Origin of the sequence: Palleronia sp. LCG004 (assembly GCF_032931615.1) — a bacterium.
Taxonomy (GTDB): domain Bacteria; phylum Pseudomonadota; class Alphaproteobacteria; order Rhodobacterales; family Rhodobacteraceae; genus Palleronia.
Genome location: NZ_CP136759.1, coordinates 1,362,340 through 1,380,070, shown reverse-complemented (window position 1 = coordinate 1,380,070; position 17,731 = coordinate 1,362,340). Strand labels below are relative to the sequence as shown.

General features: G+C 62.4%; 13 protein-coding genes and 1 pseudogene. 3 read left to right on the top strand and 11 right to left on the bottom strand.

Features of this window, described 5'->3' with window-relative positions; genetic code table 11:
* Nucleotides 1-259 precede the first annotated feature (259 nt).
* From RVY76_RS06620 to RVY76_RS06590, 7 genes are all read right to left on the bottom strand, one after another.
* Nucleotides 260-1,189, bottom strand: a complete 930-nt coding sequence (locus tag RVY76_RS06620) for an alpha/beta hydrolase (RefSeq protein ID WP_317376593.1) — start codon at nucleotides 1,187-1,189, stop codon at nucleotides 260-262.
* Entirely contained in the window at nucleotides 1,186-2,808 is a 1,623-nt protein-coding gene (locus RVY76_RS06615; RefSeq protein ID WP_317376592.1) for an ABC transporter ATP-binding protein, read from the bottom strand. The genes RVY76_RS06620 and RVY76_RS06615 overlap by 4 nt, the downstream gene beginning before the upstream one ends.
* A gap of 4 nt (nucleotides 2,809-2,812) precedes the next feature.
* Nucleotides 2,813-3,634 carry an ABC transporter permease gene (locus RVY76_RS06610; RefSeq protein ID WP_317376591.1) on the bottom strand — a complete coding sequence of 274 codons (822 nt, stop codon included), beginning with the start codon at nucleotides 3,632-3,634 and terminating at the stop codon, nucleotides 2,813-2,815.
* A 4-nt stretch (nucleotides 3,635-3,638) separates the two neighbouring features.
* Nucleotides 3,639-4,595, bottom strand: coding sequence for an ABC transporter permease (locus RVY76_RS06605; protein ID WP_317376727.1), 957 nt, complete (start codon nucleotides 4,593-4,595; stop codon nucleotides 3,639-3,641).
* 2 nt (nucleotides 4,596-4,597) lie between these two features.
* Nucleotides 4,598-6,094: a carnitine 3-dehydrogenase gene (locus tag RVY76_RS06600; RefSeq protein ID WP_317376590.1), complete on the bottom strand. Its 1,497-nt coding sequence runs from the start codon at nucleotides 6,092-6,094 to the stop codon at nucleotides 4,598-4,600.
* A gap of 81 nt (nucleotides 6,095-6,175) precedes the next feature.
* Entirely contained in the window at nucleotides 6,176-7,738 is a 1,563-nt protein-coding gene (locus tag RVY76_RS06595) for an ABC transporter substrate-binding protein (RefSeq protein ID WP_317376589.1), read from the bottom strand.
* A 54-nt stretch (nucleotides 7,739-7,792) separates the two neighbouring features.
* Entirely contained in the window at nucleotides 7,793-8,686 is an 894-nt protein-coding gene (locus RVY76_RS06590) for a 3-keto-5-aminohexanoate cleavage protein (protein ID WP_317376588.1), read from the bottom strand.
* A 94-nt stretch (nucleotides 8,687-8,780) separates the two neighbouring features.
* Between RVY76_RS06590 and RVY76_RS06585 the strand changes: the two genes are divergently transcribed.
* Nucleotides 8,781-9,719 carry a GlxA family transcriptional regulator gene (locus RVY76_RS06585; protein WP_317376726.1) on the top strand — a complete coding sequence of 313 codons (939 nt, stop codon included), beginning with the start codon at nucleotides 8,781-8,783 and terminating at the stop codon, nucleotides 9,717-9,719.
* A gap of 328 nt (nucleotides 9,720-10,047) precedes the next feature.
* Here RVY76_RS06585 and RVY76_RS06580 read toward each other — a convergent pair whose 3' ends face one another.
* The 4 genes and pseudogenes from RVY76_RS06580 to RVY76_RS06570 all read right to left on the bottom strand — a co-directional run bounded on the left by RVY76_RS06580 (nucleotide 10,048) and on the right by RVY76_RS06570 (nucleotide 13,565).
* Nucleotides 10,048-11,688 carry a DUF4114 domain-containing protein gene (locus RVY76_RS06580; RefSeq protein WP_317376587.1) on the bottom strand — a complete coding sequence of 547 codons (1,641 nt, stop codon included), beginning with the start codon at nucleotides 11,686-11,688 and terminating at the stop codon, nucleotides 10,048-10,050.
* A 114-nt stretch (nucleotides 11,689-11,802) separates the two neighbouring features.
* A pseudogene (locus tag RVY76_RS18680) lies at nucleotides 11,803-11,880 on the bottom strand (hypothetical protein); the annotation flags it as partial.
* Nucleotides 11,881-12,566: 686 nt separating this feature from the next.
* The gene (locus RVY76_RS06575) at nucleotides 12,567-12,713 is read right to left on the bottom strand and encodes a hypothetical protein (RefSeq protein ID WP_317376586.1); all 147 of its coding nucleotides are present in this window, start codon (nucleotides 12,711-12,713) and stop codon (nucleotides 12,567-12,569) included.
* Nucleotides 12,714-12,959: 246 nt separating this feature from the next.
* Nucleotides 12,960-13,565 (bottom strand): response regulator transcription factor, encoded by a 606-nt coding sequence (locus RVY76_RS06570; RefSeq protein WP_317376585.1) that lies wholly within the window; start codon nucleotides 13,563-13,565, stop codon nucleotides 12,960-12,962.
* A 915-nt stretch (nucleotides 13,566-14,480) separates the two neighbouring features.
* Here RVY76_RS06570 and RVY76_RS06565 point away from each other — a divergent pair.
* Nucleotides 14,481-14,981, top strand: a complete 501-nt coding sequence (locus tag RVY76_RS06565) for a molybdopterin-dependent oxidoreductase (protein ID WP_317376584.1) — start codon at nucleotides 14,481-14,483, stop codon at nucleotides 14,979-14,981.
* 44 nt (nucleotides 14,982-15,025) lie between these two features.
* Entirely contained in the window at nucleotides 15,026-17,479 is a 2,454-nt protein-coding gene (locus tag RVY76_RS06560; protein WP_317376583.1) for an ATP-binding protein, read from the top strand.
* The last annotated feature ends 252 nt before the right edge of the window (nucleotides 17,480-17,731 follow it).

Genomic DNA, 17,731 nt, shown 5'->3' with positions numbered 1-17,731 from the left:
CAGAAAGCCGCCCGCCGCGCCGATCCGGTAGGCCCGGCGACATTTCGAGATCCAAAACTGCGAGCCGTTGGTTATCTTCTGTGCGCCAGGATGATTGGCTGCCTACAAGTTGGGCGGAACATCGATGCAGTGCCGAGCGGTGTCGAACCGACGTCGAAAGTCCCGCGAATGTTGCTTGTGAGGATCTGCAGCGGCTCCAGCATTGTGTCACTTGCACGTAACAACATACGCCAGTGCGCATCGAAATCAGGCACGTAAGCTAGGGAGCAGGCGCGGTGGCTCCGTCGATCTCTGTGCTGACCCATGTGCAAATCGCGTCGAAGCTCGCCGCCGCTCGGGCAGAGATATGACGCGCCCTGAGATAGCCGTGCACGAGCTGCGGCTCGTTTCGCAGGATGGCGCGACTGCCGGATGCCTGCAGGGCCGCGTGGTAGGCAGTGCCGTCGTCACGCAGCGGATCGACGTCTGCGGTGACGATCAGGGCCGGCGGGAGGCAAACGAAGCTGTTTGCGCGCAGCGGCGAGGCCTCCGGGTTGCCGAGCTTGAGCTCCATATCTCCGCCGGTGATCGTCGCGGCATAGCCGATCACGTCGCGCGTGCGCAGCAGCGGTGCCTCCGCGTTCTGAATGTAGGAGGGGGCGTCGGTATCACCGCCCAACCCCGGATAGATCAACACCTGTGCCAATGGCATCTGCCCGCCCACGCGTCGCATCCTCAGGCACAGCGCCGCCGCCAGGGTCCCGCCGGCGCTGTCGCCCACGGCGATACCTTTCCGGCCCTGTTCCGTTTCGGCCAGCCAGACGGCGGCGACATCGTCGATCTGCGCCGGAAAGAGATGTTCGGGTGCAAGTCGGTAGTCCACCGACACGACCTCGCACCCGGTGGCGGTGGCAAGTTCGGCACAGACGTCGTCGTGGCTTTCCAAAGACCCCACGACGAAACCGCCTCCGTGGGCATAGAGCACGAAGGGACGCGATACGGCACCTTCCGGCGTATAGCGGCGAACCGCCACGCCCGCGACAGTCTCGTCGCGCACTGGCAGACCTTCGGGACGTGGTGCGCGGAAGACGGCGCACATTGCATCGTAGAAATGACGATTGCGGGCGGCATCGGCATCGTTCGCCTCGGCCGGATAGGCGGCTTCGGTTCTCTCGATGAAGCGGAGGATCTCGGGGTCGGTGATCGTCATTTCCTGGCCCTTTGCGCGATCGTCCGGTCCAGCCAGTCGGGATCCATCTCGGGGACGGAGCCGAGCAGCAGCTCGGTATAGGGATGGTGCGGGGGAGAGAACATCTCGTCACGCGGTGCCTGTTCGACCACGCGGCCGTTCTGCATGACGACCACGTGATCCGCGATCGCCCGAACCGTGGCAAGGTCGTGGGTGATGAACATGTAGGCGAGGTCGCGCTCTTCCTGCAGGCGTTTCAAGAGCTTGAGGATGCCCTCGGCGACGATCTGATCGAGAGCCGAGGTCACCTCGTCGCAGATGATGAACCTGGGCTCGGCGGCAAGGGCGCGCGCAATGCCGATGCGTTGCTTCTGACCGCCTGAAAGCGCGCCGGGCAGCCGGTCGATGAAGCTGTCTGGGTCGAGCTCGATCGCGGTCAGAAGCTCGCGGATGCGGGTGTCGAGCGCGGCACCGCGCAGCCCGAGATAGAAGCGGATCGGCCGACCGATGATCTCGCGGATCGTCTGCTTCGGATTGAGCGACGTATCCGCCGATTGGTAGATCATCTGCACCTGACGCAGCTGATCCTTGCTGCGCGCCCCGAGCTGCGGGGGCATGGGCGATCCGTCCAGTTCGATTCCGCCGTCGGAGGGGGGCAGGAGGCCCGTGATCACCCGCGCCAGAGTCGATTTTCCCGATCCGCTTTCGCCAACGACGGCGACGGTCCGCCCGGCATGTACGTCGAATCCGACCTCGGACAGAACCGGGATCCCGCGGGTGTATTCTGCACTGACGTTCCGGACCCGAAGAACCGGATTTGTCGTATCGTCGACCTTGGGTCGGGCCGGGGCGGCGTGGCTGCGAACGGCCCAGAGGGTGCGCGAGTACGCTTCCTTTGGGGTAGAGAGCATCGCACGGGTTTCCTGCTCCTCGACCTCCTCGCCACGCAGCAGGATCTTGATGCGGTCGGCCATCTGGGCCACCACGGCAAGATCGTGGGTGATGTAGATCGCGGCGGTGCCGAACTCGTTCACCGCGTTGCGGATTGCGTCCAGCACCTCGATCTGGGTGGTGACGTCGAGTGCCGTTGTCGGCTCGTCGAAGATGATGAGGTCAGGCTTGCAGGACATCGCCATTGCCGTCATCGCGCGCTGAAGCTGGCCGCCGGAGACTTGGTGCGGATATCGAAAGCCGATCTCTGCCGGATCGGGCAGGCGCAGCCTTTGGTAAAGTGCCTGCGCCTCCCGAAGGGCTTCAGGGCGCTTCATAAGGTGGTGGATCGCCGTCGGTGCCTCGGCGTACTGGTCGATCAAACGGTGCGCCGGATTGAAATTCGCCGCGGCGCTCTGCGCGACATAGGCGATCCGTTTGCCACGCACGCCGCGGCGCTGGCGCTCGCTCAATCCCAGAAGATCCTGCCCGTCGAAGCGGATATCACCGCCCGATATGCGGGTGCCGTCGCGGGTATAGCCCATGGCGGCGAGCCCCAGCGTGGATTTACCAGCACCGGATTCGCCGATCAGACCCAAAACCTCGCCCCGGTTCAGATCGAGGTCGATGCCCCTGACGATCGGCTGCCAGTCGCGGCCATGTCGGCCTTCGATCCAGAGGTCGCGGATGCTCAGAAGGGGGGCGGTCATGGTGTCAGTCCTCTAGTCCCGATGCGCGGTGAAGCATCCAGTCGACGACGAAATTGATGCTGACCGTGAGCAGCGCGATGCAGCCCGCGGGCAGAAGGGGGATCGCCTCTCCGAAGGTGATGAGCTGGGCGGTGTCGCGCACCATCGAGCCCCAGTCGGCGGTGGGCTGTTGGATGCCGAGGCCCAGGAACGACAGCGCCGAGATCGCCAGGAACACGAAGCAGAAGCGCAGACCGAACTCGGCTATGAGAGGGGCGGTGATGTTGGGCAAGACCTCGCGACGCAGGATCCAGAACAGTCCCTCACCGCGCAGGCGCGCCGCCTCGGCGAAATCCATCACCACGATGTCCATCGCCACGGCGCGGGACAGACGGAAGACCCGCGTCATTTCGAGCGTGGCAACGATCAGGATCAGCATCGGGATCGAGGTGCCGAAGATTGACAGAAGCAGCAGGGCGAAGACGAGTGACGGGATCGAAATCAACAGGTCTATCAGGCGGGCAAGGATCTGATCGGTCCAGCCGCCCAAGCCCGCGGCCAGAAGTCCCAGCGCCGTGCCCACGAGGAATGCCAGAACCGTCGTCGCCAGCGCGATGCCAACCGAGTTGCGCGCGCCGAATATCAGTCGCGAAGCGATGTCGCGCCCAAGGCTGTCGGTACCCAACAGGTAGTCGCCGCCCCAAGGCTCGAAGCCCAGGCCTACGACCTCGGTCTGGCCGTACGGGGCAATGAGCGGAGCGAAAATGCCGGTGAGGATGACGATGGTGATGACGGTCATGCCGAAGAATGCGGTCGGCGGAACCGATTTAAAGCTATGCAGATCCATTGGGTTACCTCCGGCTCATCAGGCGCGGATTGGTGGCGATGGCCAGCAGATCGGCGCAGAGGTTTAGGAGGATGTAGATGCCGGCGAAGATGAGGCAGCAGGCCTGAACAAGGGGGATGTCGCGCGTCGTCACGGAATCAACCATCAGCTGACCGAGGCCGGGATAGACGAAGACCACCTCGACGATGACCACGCCGGTTACCAGATAGGCGAGGTTCAAGGCGACGACGTTGATGATCGGGGCCAGCGCGTTGGGGAGAGCGTGGCGCAGGACCACCCGCATCGGCGAGGCACCCTTAAGGCGGGCCATCTCGATATAGGGCTGCGCCAGAAGGTTGATGATCGCGGCGCGGGTCATCCGCATCATGTGTGCGGTCACCACAAGGACCAGCGTCAGCGCGGGCAGGAACGTGCGGTAGAGCATCGTGCCAAGTCCCGCATCCGGCCCGATATCGGCGATCGAGGGAAACAGGCCCCATTTGACCGACAGGAACAGCATCAGAATGTAGGCGATGAAATATTCGGGGAACGAAATGGAGGACAGGGTGGTCACGTTGACCGCCCGGTCGAACCAGCTGCCACGGTAGAGCGCCGCGAGCAGCCCCAGAACGAGCGCCAGCGGCACCGCGATGGCAGCGGCATAGGCAGCAAGGAAGAGCGTATTTCCGAGACGCCCGGCCAGCAGGCCGGCGATCTCACGCCCATTGGCAAGCGAGGTGCCGAGATCGCCTTGTACGATGCCTCCAAGCCAGCTCAGGTAACGCTGCACCGGAGGTTGATCGAGGCCGAGTTCGGCGCGGAAGGCAACGACGGTCTCCGGCGTCGCCGATTGACCCAGAACTTCTTCCGCCAGGTCACCGGGCAGCAACTCGATGGCGAAGAAGATCAGCAGCGTGATCGCGAAGAGCGTCAGCAAACCCATCGCCAGCCGCTGAAGCGTCATGGTGAGAAGGGGATGCATCTTCATTCGGCCTCCTGTGTCGGCCAGCCGATGTCGCGGATCGGGCACCCCGCATGGTCCGGCACCGCGATCCCGCGCTGCCCTTCCGACAGCCCAGCAAGGCGATCCGTCAACGGTGCCTGCATGGGCGCGGCGCGGCCGGCCGTGGTGTCGACATGAAGCAGCATGTGCTCGGCCGTGGCCTGCACCCGGCCCGCGCCATCGACCATCTCGTGATGGATGCGGATGCGCTTGACGTCGTGACCCAGCACGGAGGTGCGTACCGTCAGCGTCGTGCCCGGCCCGGTTTCGGCCAGATGACGCAGATGGCTTTCGACCGTGTAGACCGAGCGGCCGGCGGCGCGGTAGCCTGCGTCCATTCCGATATGTTCCAGGAACGCGTCGGTCGCATCGCCGAAGACCTGCAGGTATCGATGCTCCGTCATGTGGCCGTTGTAATCCAGCCATTCGGCGGGCACCTGCGCGCGATGCAGCGTGAGCGGCGCGGCGGGATCGGGCTCCTCTGCGGGAGCAGCACGGTCACGCATCCGTGCCTCCATCGCCGCAAGGGTCCGGCCCGCCCCCCAGTCCTGCTGCTTCAAGGCCTGGAAGATGCCGATCAGGTTGTCGTCGCGGATCCGTTCCAGCTCGCGGATGGAATGCTGGCCGGACTGCGCATCGGATTGGTCACCGATCTTCGTGGCAAGCGCGTCGGTCATGTCCGGCACGTCCATCAGCTTGGTCCATGGCCATTTCAGGGCGGGGCCGAACTGTTCGATGAAATGCTTCATGCCCGCCTCGCCGCCGGCGATGCGATAGGTCTCGAACAAACCCATTTGTGCCCAGCGAAGCCCGAAGGAGAAGCGGATGACGTCGTCGATCTCTTCGGTGGTGGCGATGTCGTCATTGACCAGCCAGAGCGACTCGCGCCAGACGGCTTCGAGCAGGCGGTCGCCGATATGGGCGTCGATCTCCTTGCGCACGCGCAGCGGATGCATGCCGATCTCGCGCTGGATCTCGGCGGCTCGGGTCAAGGCCGCGTCGTCGTTGAGGGGGCTGCCAACCAGCTCGACCAGTGGGACGAGGTAGACGGGGTTAAAAGGATGCGCGACGAAGAGACGTTCGGGATGGGTCATCCCGGCCTGCAATTCGGACGGCTTGAAGCCCGAGGTCGAAGAGCCGATCAGGGCATCGGGCCGGGCCGCGGCCTCGATCGCGGCGAAGACATTGTGTTTGAGGTCCAGCCGTTCGGGCACGCTTTCCTGAATGTAATCGGCATCCGCCACGGCCTCTGCCAGCTCGTCGTGGAAGGTCACCCGTCCCTCTGGGCCACGCGGCACGGAGAGCATGCGGTCGTAGGCGCGGCGGGCACCGTCGAGCACCTCCTGGACGATGCGGCGCGCATCGGGGTGGGGGTCGTGGACTGCGACGTCGATGCCGTTCATCGCGAAGCGGGCGATCCATCCGCCGCCGATGACGCCGCCGCCGATACAGGCGGCCTTGTTGATGATCTGGGACATTGCGGGCCTCTTTTCCGGGTCGATGGCCAAGGACCCCGCCACCAGTGCGGCGGGGCAGGCAAAGTGAGGAGGGCGGGAGCCTTAGGCCACCCACCAGCGTTCGATGACCTTCCAGCCGTCGAGAAAGCGGTTCGAGGCCAGTTCGCCGTGCTGGATGCGCTCGGCCTTGCCGTCGAGGAAGTTGGCGAACATCGGGATGATCGCGCCGCCGTCATCGCGGCAGAGCTGCTGCATCTCGGCATACATCGCCGCGCGCTTGCTCTCGTCCAGCTCGACCCGCGCTTCGCGCAGAAGCGTGTTGAAACGCTCGTTCTGCCAATGCGTCTCGTTCCAGTTCGCGCCTGACGCATAGACCATCGAGAACATCCAGTCCTCGGTCGGGCGCCCGTTCCAGTAGCCCGAGCAGAACGGATCTTTCAGCCAGACATTCGACCAGTAGCCGTCCGCCGGCTTTGTCTGAACGTTGATGTCGATGCCCGCAGCGGAGGCACTTTGCTGGAACAGGACTGCGGCGTCGACCGCACCGGAGAACGCCGCGCTGGAAGTCGCCAGCGTCACGTCGAGGCTGTCCAGGCCCGCTTCGCGCAGGTGGAACTTGGCCTTGTCTGGGTCATAGCTGCGCTGTTCCAGATCAGGGTCGTGGAAGCGGTAGGCAGGTCCGATGGGTTGGTCGTTGCCGACCACGCCGTGACCGCGCAGCACCTTGGCCACCAACTCCTCACGGTCGATCGCGTGCTTGAGCGCGAGGCGCACGTTCACATCGTCGAACGGTGCGGCGTCGCAATGCATCGGGAACGGATAATGCGCCGAGCCGGTCACTTCGACGATGTCGATGCCGGGGCGGCGTTCGAGCAGGTGGACGGTGCTGGTCGGAACGCCGTTGATGATGTCGACTTCGCCGGTCACGAGTGCGTTCTGCCGCGCGGTGGGATCGTTGATCGTCAGCAGAGTGACTTCGTCGAACCAGGCTCGGTCTTCTTTCCAGTAATCGTCGCGCCGGGCCAGACGAATGCGTACGCCGGGTTCGTGTTCTTCCAGCGTGTAGCCGCCCGTTCCAATGCCCGACTGCCAATCCATCCGGCCATCGGCGTTCGCGGGCATGATGACGAGGTGATAATCCGCCGCCACGAAGGGGAAGTCGGCATTGCCGGATGCCAGTTCGAAGACCACGGTGCGGTCGTTCTCGGCACGTATCTCGGTCACATCGGTCAGAAGATCCTTGGCCCCCGAGGTCGTGTCGTCGCCGCGGTGGTGGTCGAACGAGGCGATGACGTCCGCTGCCGTCAGCGGTTTGCCGTTCGAGAAGGTGACGTCCCGCAGGCGGAAGGTCCAGGTACGGGTATCCTGGCTGGGCTCGATGCTTTCGGCCAGTTCGGGCTTCACGGCACCGGTCTCGTCGATCTCGACGAGGTTGTTGCACACACCACCCAGCATCGCGAGGACGAGGGGGCCGGCGGCATAGGTCGCCGGATCCATGGTGTCCGAAGTTGCACCGCCGGAATGGCCGATGCGTATGCTTCCGCCGCGCTGTGGTCCCGACTGGGCGCGGGCAGCGCTGGCGAGCATCGGAGTCATCCCGAGGCCGAGAGCCGCGGCGGAGCCGCCGCGCAGGAAGCCGCGGCGATTGAGGTCATAGGTGGACATGATCGTTCCCCCGTGTCGTTGCGGGACCTTGAGGTCCCTTGTTGCGCGCCGGACTTACCAGCGCTTCTTGAGATTGAGATCCTCGCGCACCTGCGCCGGCGTCTTGAGCGACACGTTCATCGCTGAAAGCATCGTCGCGGCCCGTTCGACCAACTGGCCGTTCGATGCAGGGACGCCCTTCTCGAGCCAGATGTTGTCTTCCAGCCCGACGCGGACGTTGCCGCCTGCAAGCACCGATTGCGCAGCGAAGGGCAACTGCATCCGCCCGATCGAGAACATCGAGTAGACCCAGCCCGCGGGCATGTTGTTCACCATCGCCATGAGCGAGTTCAGGTCGTTCGGCGCGCCGTAGGGGATCCCCATGCACAGCTGCACCAGTACCGGGTCGTCGATCAGCCCCTCTTCGACGAGCACCTTGGCAAGCCAGAGATGTCCAAGGTCGAAAACCTCGATCTCGGGCTTCACGCCGGCGGCCTGAATCCGCTGCGCCATGGCGCGCAGAGTTCCGGGCGTGTTGGTCATGACGTAATCGGCTTCGGCGAAGTTCATCGTGCCGCAATCGAGGGTACAGATCTCGGGCAACAGTTCCTCGACATGGATCAGCCGCTCGGTCGCGCCGATCAGGTCGGTGCCTTCGTCATTCAGAGGCAATGGTGCCTCGGCCGAGCCCAGCACGATGTCTCCGCCCATGCCCGCCGTGAGGTTCAGGATCACGTCGGTTCCGCTGTCGCGCACACGCGAAACGACCTCGCGGTAGAGAGCGGGATCGCGCGACGGCGCACCGCTTTCCGGGTCTCGCACATGGACATGCGCGATTGCGGCACCGGCCTTCGCCGCCTCGATGCAGGCCTCCGCGATCTGCTTCGGCGTGACCGGGATCTTGTCGCTTTTATGCTGGCTCTGGCCAGAGCCCGTCACGGCACAGGTGATGAATGCGTCCCAGTTCACGATTGGGCCTCCAATAATCCGGAATGTCTTGATCCGGCGACGTTAGGGGCATCCCGGCCTTTCAATTTTGCCCAAAACGTCACATATCGTGCCTATGACGTCAGAAAGGCCCACCTCCATCGCCTTCGTTGTTTTCGACGGCTTCTCGAACATGGTTCTCGCCAGTGCCATGGAGCCACTACGCGCCGCATGTTCCCTCTCGGGGCGGTCGCTTTTCGAGTGGCAGGTTCTCACTCTCGACGGCGAACCGGCCCGCTCTTCCTCGGGGCTCGTCCTGCGTGCGGATGCGGCGCTGGTCGATGTGCCGTCTGTGGACATGCTGGTCGTCATCGCGGGCTACGGTGCACGGGCGCAGGCATCGGACCCGACGCTGCGGTTCGCATTGCAAACGGCTGTCCGGCAAGCCGACGTCGTCGCGGGGCTGGACATGGGCCCCTGGATTCTCGCGGCCTGCGGGGCGTTTGCCGGGCGGCGAGCGACGGTACATTGGCAGGAGCTGGATGCCTTCGCCGAGACCTTTCTCGACGTCGAAGTGGTTGATGAGAGCAAGGTCGTCGACCGCGACAGATGGAGCGCGGGCAGCGCAAACTCGGCCATGGCGCTGATCCTGGATGTGATCCGCAAGGCTGGCGACGATGTCCTCGCCTATGACGTAAGCACGTTGTTTGTCTTCGACCCGGCCGAGACGCGGAAGGCGGCCAGCGGTACCCTGTCGGCACCTCTCAGCCGCGCATTCAGGATCATGCTCCGGAATATCGAGGAGCCGCTGCCTCTTGGTAAGATCGCCGAACGGGCTGGCGTGTCACTGAAGACTCTCGAACGGCTCTTCCAGCGAGAACTTGGGGTGACGGCGGGCCGCTACTACACCTCCGTCCGCTTGGCCCATGCGCAAAATTTGGCGGTTGAGACGGAGATCCCCGCCTATCTGATCGCGGCCCGCTGCGGCTTCTCTTCGGCGGCGACCCTTGGCCGCGCGTTTCGCGCTGCCTACGGTCAGACATTGACCGAATTGCGGCGCGCCTCGCGATCCTGACCTCGCATTTGGGCGCGTACCCCAAAGACAAGCGTGCCTGGACCGCATGCATCTTCAGCCGATCTGTAACGCAACAAAAACGCTATCGCCATTCCACTTAATTTCTCCAAGGGGTTCGCTGTTAGGGTCAGATGGGTAGATTAATGGAATCGGACGGATTGGCGCGTTACTGCGAGAGTAGTTGTTCCATTTGCGGCCTTAGAGTTCTGGCTGCGAAGTTACGCCGGGGACTGGTTCGGGTCAGCCTTGACGGTGGTCGATGTTTCTTGTCGGATTGCCTGCCCGCGCCGACAATCCGACAAAGATCGCTGATCGAACCTCCTGTTGATCAGAGAATGAAGTCTTCCATTCCAAGCTCCGTTCCGGCGACAGCCTTGAGGATCAGAGTGTCGTCTGCGCCGCTTAGAACGATCTCCGTGCTCCAGTTCTTGTCCACGATGCAGTCGGCGAGATCTTCGGTGCCGAGGTTCCATGAGGAGAGGTCGATCCGGTCGACGCCGACCTCGAAGTCGTGGATCATGTCACGTCCCGATCCCCGCTCGAAGACAAAGGTGTCCGCCGCTCCGTCAGCGTGCCATTCCCCGCCCCAGAGATGGTCGTTGCCATTACCGCCCGACAGCCTGTCGGACCCGGCACCCCCCACGATCTTGTCGGCATCGCTTCCGCCGTCGAGGGTGTCGGACCCTGTGCCGCCCATAAGGACGTCGCATCCTGCGCCGCCGGCAATGTCGTCGGCGCCTTGACCACCTGAGCAATGATCGTCGCCAGTCCCACCTGAGAGCGTGTCATCATCTGCGCCCCCGAAGAGTTTGTCATTACCGGTGCCGCCATCGAGTAGGTCGTTGTCCGCACCGCCATGCAATTCGTCCGCGCCGTCGTCGCCGCTCAGTCGATCGTCGCCGTCAGCGCCGCGTAACTGGTCGGTGCCGCTGCCTCCCTCGGCCACGTCGTTACCAGCGCCTGCATTAATCACATCGTCGCCCGCACCACCGAGGCCGAGATCGTCACCGTCCTCGAGATTGATCAGGTCATTGCCGTCACCCCCGTCGGCGGCGTCGCGACCGCGTCCGGCGTTAAGCGTGTCGTTGCCGGCGCCGCCATCGAGCGTGTCGTTCCCGCGACCTCCCAGGAGGACGTCATCGCCGGTGCCGCCCATGAGGTGGTCGTCATGTTCGTCTGGGGTGTAGGTGCCATCGCCGTGCAGCTGTGTCGGGTCGAATATCCACCGACCGTCGACAAAGCTCCATTCAGCACCAGCATCCCCGCCGGCCAGCAGGTCGTGGCCCTGCATCCCCTCGATCGTGTCGCTTCCTTCCTGACCGGCAAGGCGATCGTTGCCCGGGTCCGCGCGCATTCTGGAGGTTTCGGATATGTACATCCCTTCGGTCGCGGTTTGCAGGGTCTGGTCATAGTGAGCGTTCAGCACCGCGATGCTGGCGCCTCCGATGTCGACCGTGAAGATCGCATCGTCGAAATCGCGGTCTCCGCCATGTGACAGGTCCTCGAACCCGATCTGAAAGCTGCCCCCATCGTCGTTCTTCAGGCCGACGGTATGTTCAATGCCGTCGGAGTTGAGTTTGGCGCGATCGCCGAACGCCGCCGTGTGATAGATGTCGCCATAGACCAACCGGACCTGACCGTCGGCCGAGCGATGCATGAGCTTGGTCCCGGTCGACTCAACCGTAGCGGCATCCTTCCGCCCATCGACGAAGTAGAACTCTCCGTTTTCGGTCATCTCGTCGAGGCCGGCATTGGCGTAGCCGTTCGCGACCAGAAAGAAGCCGATCTTGTCACCTGCTTCGACGGTGTATTCGACCGATGATATTCCGGAAACGAGAGTGCCACCGGACCCTTCGAGCGATGCGTTGGCCCAGACGAGTGCGATGTCACGGAACTCGCCCGTTTCTGCGTCGACCTTGTAGACGCCGATCGTGTTGCGGTAAGCGGCTTCCTCGAAATCGAAGGTCATGGTGATAGCTCGGTCCTCCGCCATTGTCAGAAGATCCGTCTTGAATGTCACCGCCTGCGAATCGTCTCCAATCAAGTGGTCCGATCCGGACCCGCCCTGGGCAACGTCGGAGCCAGCCCCTGCAAGTATCAGATCGGCTCCGCCGGTTCCGTAGATCCGATCGTCCTGCGCCGTTCCCTGGATCAGGTTCATCATGTTATCGTCCATCACGTGTACCTCGTTACAAAAACCGGTCTCTTGCAGTGCGTCTGATCGCTGGTTGATCCGGCTGCGTTCGATGATGTCTTGCTACCGCCCCGCTTTCTCCGTCGTCTCGGACCCATTCGCATAAGCGAAAGCGCTGTCGGATGGCTGGGTTATACCGATGGATAGGGGTGTCATCGGGGTGGCAAGCACGCGCTTGATACGGCTTACCCCAGACGCGACATGGAACGCATTCATGCGTCATTAATGCGGGTGCAAGCCAGGGTAGGTCAGATGTTCCTGATGCGACCTGCAGTCCTGTAACGCTGGCAATATGACCAGAGTTGTCCGCTGGGTTTTCGCGCGACCTGCATGCCGGGCTTTTTCCGGTATCGTCGTCCGGAGCCCTTATCACCAAGGTCGAGTTTAACCGGCGATAAAACGCCTGTCAGGCGGCCTAGCCTGTGAAAGGCGCGTGCGGCTCTAAGTGTTCGAAGCGGCTAGGATAGCCTTCCGCACCGGTCGGGGGTCTCGGCCAGTCTGTAGGCAGTAATGGCAAAGCTGTCATTTGCATCAATGCGGCCGGGTCGACCCGGGGCAGGGGGTGCGACCTTACTGTCCATGCCTGCCATGCTTCGATCGAACGCCGTGCATCGTATGCGTCAATCGGGCCGAAGCGCGGCAGGGAAAGCCACTTATTGGTCGGAGAGCGTCAGCAGGTACGCGGTGTCGAGCGGGCGGATACCGTTGCCCGAGGCGAGGAGCGCGGGGACGGCGAGCGTCACCAGCACAAGGGCAAGCAAGCCAAGTTCCCGGACTTTCGCAAAGCTGTTCGTGGTCATGTCGATCTTCCTTCTCGCTGAGGAACGAGGTCCTTCGATCGGCCCGTTCCGTGTTCGTCTTGTCGAGAAAAGGAATATCCCAGCGGACCAGCTGCGTCTTTCGCGCGGCCGGACAGGTTAGGTGCACCGTGGTATCGGTTGCTATTCGGAAGGATAGGAAGGGATCGCCGGAAGAGCGGCTTGAGGATTCCCGAGAAGGTCAGGTCCAAGCGGCATCATGGAATTCGTGCCTTCAAGGAACGTTCTTCAGAACAATCCCGCTTCTCGTGCGATGAGGGCAGCCTGCGTTCTGTTGGCGGCACCGACCTTGCGGTAGAGTGTCTTCACGTGAAGCTTTACCGTGGGTTCGGTTACGTCGAGATCGCGCGCGATCTCTTTGTTGGCCTTGCCCTCAGTCAATCCTTTGAGGACCTGCAGCTCGCGCGGCGTCAGCTTGTCGGCCAACGGGTGGGCGGCCGTCTCGTGCGTTGCCTTCATAAAGTCGAGCGGGGCGTATTGCTCGCCCATCGCCATGAAGCGCACCGCATTGATCATGGATTTCGCCGGCAAGGTTTTGGGCAAGAATCCCGCCGCGCCAGACGAGAGTGCCTTTTCCGCAACCTCACGGGTCGCCTCTCCCGAGATCAGAGCGACACGCGCGCCGCTTTCCAGCGCACGAGCCAGCCCATCGAGCCCATTCATTCCAGGCATGTTGTAGTCGAGGATGACCAGGTCGTAATCCGCATCGTCTTCGATCCGCCTGAGTGCCCCCTCGAGCGTCGCTGCGGTATCGACCTCCATACGTTCGCCCTGAAGAAAGAGGACGAACATGTCGCGTAGAAGGTCATGGTCGTCTGCAATGAGTATACGCATCGAGATACGGCTCCAGCGGCACCTCCTCTCAACCTAGCGTAGAAAGGTTGCAACTTCCAGAATATCGAACGAATCATGCCTGTCGACTGGTATTGTATGAAATCCGTCAGGCAATTTGTCATGCCCGTCGTTCTGCCTAAAACTAATTGAGTTCTTTGTCAGTGGGCAAGATTCTACCTGACAAGTCGGAAAAACTGGCGCTGATTTCATTCGAAAGTGTCCAACTGAATCCTCTGCCGAGAAAAGTGTTTCCTCGTCGCTTTTGGGATAAGCTCATCGCAACGTGCTGTTTCATACTTAACATCTAATTGCTCCAAGCCTTTCTAAACAATTCGACGGACCCCGATGGCGTGTCGCGCCAAGAGTGGATACTGCTACCGATCAGGGTTGAACGATTCATGTACTGCTATTTAAACCCTCGTTCTCGCAGAAATGCTCCCATGACGCTCATCCCCGAACTGGCCACCCTACAACGAATACCCGAAGCATATCCTTTGCGAAGCACCGTAGGGGTGGAATGGCGGGCAACGTCACGATGAAAGTTAGGCCGTATGCCAATTGGCTATGGACGACGGGAATTTTGGTGATCAGGGTGCCGGAGCGGCACCAGATTAAAGGCTGGTTGCGATGTTTCACTCATTTTGCCCCCACGCTCGGAAGCGCGAGTCGATGGGTGCAATTATCGTGAGGCTTCGCCCTGTAGATGCCAGTCGGCTCGAGCTCCACGAAAACGTCGACAGCACACTCAATCGCATCGTTCCGACCTGCATGGTGCGTCTCATGTTCCGTGCGGGGAGGAGGTAGCTGCGGCCAGAACCTATCCTTCAGGATAGGTCGTCCTATCCGGACGCTGCCATGCAACTTTAGGATTTTCGTGCCAAAACCTACTTCAACCGAAAGGGTAGGGAGATCCTTATGTTCACACGCACTTTCATCGCTGCCACTGTCCTGAGTGTCGGAGCGGCCATCGCAGCCGATCTGCCCCGACCCGAGGGCGACGTGATCCTGACCGTATCGGGGGATATCGCGTCCACCAACGCCGACGGGATGGCAGAGTTCGATCTGGCGATGCTCGAGGAAATCGGCATTTCCGCGTTCGAGACATCCACGATCTGGACCGACGGGACGCAAAGTTTCGAGGGCGTCGCACTCGTCGATCTCATGGAAACGCTCGGAGTCGAGGATGGCACGCTGCGGGCCACCGCGATCAACGATTACTCGATCGAAATCCCGGTCGCCGACGCGGTGGAAGGTGGACCGATCCTCGCCTATCGCCGCAATGGGCGTGACATGTCGATCCGCGACAAGGGTCCTCTCTGGGTTGTCTACCCCTACGACGACAATTCCGAGTACCGCACCGAAGTCATCTATTCGCGGAGTATCTGGCAACTCGATCGGATCGAGGTGAAGAACTGACCCCGTCCATTCGCAGACGCCGCCGCCCGGTCATAGTTTTCGCCTTGGCCGGGCTGATCGGGCTCGCGGTCATTGCGCTTCTTGTGAGCGACGTGGCGCGCGACATGCGGCTGCTGGATACGGCGACGTCGGATAATGTTGAATGGACGATAGCACAGACCGAGGTCGAGTTCCTCGAATTCGAGGCAGAGATCCTGGAAACGCAGACCGGATCGGACCGGTCGATGATCGACCTGCGACGCAAGTTCGACGTCTTCTACAGCCGGATCAGTACACTCGGGGAGGCTGCGCTCTACGCCCCCATGCGCGAGGATCCGGTTTATGAGCGGGCGCTCGGCGACGTACGTGCTTTCCTAGATCGAGCCGTGCCACTCATCGACGGTGGCGACACCGCGCTCTACGCCGCGCTGCCGACCCTGATCGAGGAGGCGGAGACGCTGCATGAAGCTCTGCGTACGCTTGTCACTTCGAGTCTCGACTATTTCGCCTCCGAATCCGACGCTCGCCGAACCGATGTCGGCATCACGCTCGGCCGCCTCGCCGCAGCGCTCGCCGCGCTAATCATCACGCTGGGCCTCTTGGTCCTCTACCTGACCCGCCTGAACGCCCAGGGGGTCGAGCGTCAGCGGCAGATCGCCCAGACAAGCCAGCGCATGAACACCGTAATCACCGCATCACTCGACGCGGTCGTGGTGACCGATGCGGGTGGCCATATCCTTGAGTTCAATGCTGCCGCCGAGAGCATCTTCGGTCATGCCGCTGCGGACGTGAAGGGTCGTAGCATCGGCGACGTGATCGTGCCCGAGAAGTACCGTGGCATGCACGAGGCCGGAATGGAGCGCATGCGCCGCAACGGGCCGCGCAACGTCGTAGGCAAGGGCCGCGTTCAGCTTGAGGGAATGCGCGCAGACGGTACCATCTTTCCCTGCGAACTGGCGATCCAGTCGGCAAGCACGGATACCGGCGAGATATTCATCGCCTTCCTTCGCGACATCACAGCCCGCGTCGTGGCCGAACAGGAACTCATGGAGGCCCGTGATCAGGCGCTCGCCGGAGAACGCGCGAAGACCGATTTTCTTGCGGTAATGAGCCACGAAATCCGCACACCGCTGAACGGGCTTCTCGGCAATCTTTCCCTGCTTCAAGATACGTCGCTCGACGAACGGCAGAGCGGCTTCGTGGCCAACATGGACACGTCCGGCCGCCAATTGATGCGGCACGTGAGCGACGTGCTCGACATTACCCGGTATGATGCGGGCAAGTTGCAGATCACGCCTGCGCCCATGGATCTCGGAGGCCTGGTACAGGACCTCGTTGATGGGCAGTCCGCCGCTGCGGCACGCCACGGCACGCAGATTTCCTGGAGGTGGAGCGGTGAGCCGCTCGACTGGATCGCGGCGGATCGCGACCGGCTGGAACATATCCTCATGAACCTGATCGGCAACGCGGTGAAATTTACCCGTGAGGGCCGGATCGACATCACGCTCGAGATCGTCGGCACCACGTCTGACGGGGCCGATCTGGAGATCCGGGTGGACGACACCGGAATCGGCATCGCGCCCGACCAGATCGACCGGATCTTCCAGGATTTCGTGACCGGCGACGTACTTTACGATCGCATGGCCGAAGGCACCGGCCTCGGGCTCGGCATCGTCCGCCGCTTCGCCGCTGCGATGAACGGCAAGGTGAGCGTCGAGAGCATCCTCGGCAAGGGGAGCCGGTTCACTCTGCATTTGCCCGTCAAATCGGTCGACATGCCGGAGGCACCTGCCGAACCTGCGGAAACCCGACGGATCGAGGTTGCACCGCGCCGCGTCCTGGTTGTCGAGGACAATCCCATCAACCAGCAGGTGGTACGCGACATGCTTCTCCTCGACGGGCACGACGTGACTGTCGTCAGCGACGGTCGCACCGGTGTAGAGGCCGCGACCGCCACGCGATACGATCTGATCCTGATGGACATCTCGATGCCGGTGATGGACGGCCGTGCGGCCACGCGGGCAATCCGGGCGGGCGACGGTGCATCGGCTGACGTACCCATCGTGGCGCTTACCGCCAATGCTATGGCGAGCGAACGTGCGGCGTTCCTAGATGACGGCATGACAACCATCTTGTCGAAGCCGCTGTCGCGCAAAGCGCTTGACGCGATGTTGTCGGGATTGCCGGAACCGTCGCAAGACCCCGATCAGACCGTGATCGACCTGGAACACCTTGCCGACATGCGCGCGGCAGTCGGCGAAACCTTCGAGCCGCTTCTGGACCGGTTCGAAAGCGAAACCGACGCGCTTCTGGACTGGCTCGGGACAGATCCGCCGATCAACGAGATCCGAGAGCGCGTTCACAAAACCGCCGGCAGCGCCGCAGTCTTTGGCGCGCGCGATTTCCGGGCTGAGCTCGTGACAATCGAGAACGCCGCGCAAGACGGAGCACGCGAGGATCTTTCGCGCCTTCCAGCCCTCTGGCGCAACACGCGCAACGCCCTAAGAGCGGCGCTTTAGTCGATATCGTTCCAGACCGGATTGAAACAAAGGCCCGCGATGGGCCTGCATCAGGATCATTTCAGATGTGTCAGCCTGTCCTTGTAAATCCTTTGAATCACTTCCCGGAATTGTCGCTGATTTTGGCTCGTCACGCATACCCGTCAGCAGCTTTCGGGAATTCCGGATGGAGTACGTGCCGGTTCTGCATTCCGACAGAGAAATTCATTGGCGGCGAGATAGGCGATTCATGCGCCGGACATTGCGATCTGG